We start from the raw sequence: 1,668 nt of genomic DNA, 5'->3' as shown, positions 1-1,668 counted from the left end.
AGGACCCCGGCACACCCGCCCTGTCGGGCCTGGCCCTCGACGAACTCACCGCCCGCCAGCGCCAGATCGTCACCCTCGCGGCGGCCGACCTGGCCCTCGACGAACTCACCGCCCGCCAGCGCCAGATCGTCACCCTCGCGGCGGCCGGCCTCAGCAACCGCCAGATCGCCGAACGCCTCACCCTGTCGGTCCGCACGGTCGGCAACCACCTCTACAGTGCCTACGCCCGCCTCGGAGCCGGCGACCGGGGCGCCCTGCCGGGGCTGGTGGAACAACCGGCGTGACCAGGAGACGGCCCGGCACTCACGCCGCCCCGAACGCCGTGAACGCCCACCCCGTCGCCTGATGCAGCGCGTCCCCCGGCACCGCTCCGCGCGCGTCCCGCAGGGCCTCCGCGAGGGTCCGCCCGCCGGCGAGGCTCTTGTGGAGGGCCAGCATCAGCGGGACGACGGCGGCGTCGTTGACGGGCGCGCTGCTGGCGAGGACGCCGGCCGTGCCGAGCGGCAGCAGGGCGGTGACGAGGCCGAGGAGTTCGTCGGCGCCGACGGAGGCGAGGCGGGCGGTGTCGCAGCTGGAGAGGATGATCCGGTGGGGGCTGCGGTCGAGGCGTTCGAAGTCGTGGACGATGAGCGGCCCGTCGGCCATCCGCAGCGCGGAGAACAGCGGGCTGTCCGCGCGGAACGTGCCGTGCGCGGCGATGTGCGCGAGCGCCGCCCCGTCCAGTTCCGTGAGCACGCGGGGCACGCGCGCCTCGTCGTGCTCCAGGACGACGGGACGCCCGTACCGCCCCGCGACCTCCGGCACCTCCGCGCCGCCCGACGCGAGACCGGGACCGCGCACGAGGACGTGCCGCCCGCTCGACGGCGGCAGGGTCTCCTTGGCCCGCAGCCAACTGCTCGCCGACGGCGACACGCTCAGCACCCGTTCACGCAGCGCGGGCAGCAGCGCCCACGGCACCCGGTGCAGGCGCGCGGGCGGCACGACCACCACAGGCCCGTCGCCCAGGTGCTCGGCGGCCGGGCCGAGCAGCAGCTCCTGGAGGCGGCGGCCCATCTCCTCGACGAGCGGCAGCCGCCCCTCCGCGCCGGGGTGGGCGAGCCTGCGCAGGGCCGCCTGGACGTGCTCGGCCTCGCGCTCCGCGTCGGCGAGGAGCCCGCCCGTGAACCGGCGCACTCGGCCGCCCCCGACGAGCAGCACCTGCACCTGCCCGTCCAGCACGGCGAGTTCGACGAGCCGTCCGCCCTCCAGGCGCTCCAGGAGCCGCCCCACCTCGAAGCGGTGACCGCCGCCGGGGGACTCGCCCCGGATGTGCAGGGTCCGGGAGCGGATCTCACTCTCCAGACGCCGCTGCTCGCGCTCCAGGGCGGGCAGGGGGCGCCCGGAGATGCGGGCCTGCTCCGCCTGGTCGGCGATGACGCGGAAGGCCGTCAGACCGCTCAGGAGGGCCGCGTCTGCGGGCGGCCGGGTGGGCGGCGCGGACAGCACCGTCGCCCGCCACCGCTCGGACCACAGCAGCAACTGCCGGGGCCCGCCCCGCTCCAGGCTCACCTGCTGCGCCAGCGCCGAAGCAGCTCACGGAGCGCTTCCCGGAGGAGTCCCACAAGGGCGCCGTGCCGTACGCGCTCATGCGTTCCCTCCAGGTGCGCCGGCTCCGCCTGCCGAAGCCGC

General features: G+C 76.5%; 1 protein-coding gene and 2 pseudogenes. 2 read left to right on the top strand and 1 reads right to left on the bottom strand.

Annotated elements, in window-relative coordinates:
* A partial coding sequence (locus ACVNF4_RS35740) for a helix-turn-helix domain-containing protein (RefSeq protein WP_461806997.1) occupies positions 1–284 on the top strand: 284 nt, incomplete at its 5' end.
* A gap of 19 nt (positions 285–303) precedes the next feature.
* Here the strand turns inward: ACVNF4_RS35740 and ACVNF4_RS35735 are convergent.
* Positions 304–1,566 (bottom strand): annotated as a pseudogene (locus tag ACVNF4_RS35735) (CHAT domain-containing protein); the annotation flags it as partial.
* Between ACVNF4_RS35735 and ACVNF4_RS35730 the strand changes: the two are divergent.
* A pseudogene (locus tag ACVNF4_RS35730) lies at positions 1,566–1,668 on the top strand (DUF3043 domain-containing protein); the annotation flags it as partial. The pseudogenes ACVNF4_RS35735 and ACVNF4_RS35730 overlap by 1 nt on opposite strands.

It is taken from the genome of Streptomyces sp. S6 (assembly GCF_054880855.1).
Note: the sequence above shows the minus strand (reverse complement) of the source record. Positions and strands in the feature narration are given on the sequence as shown.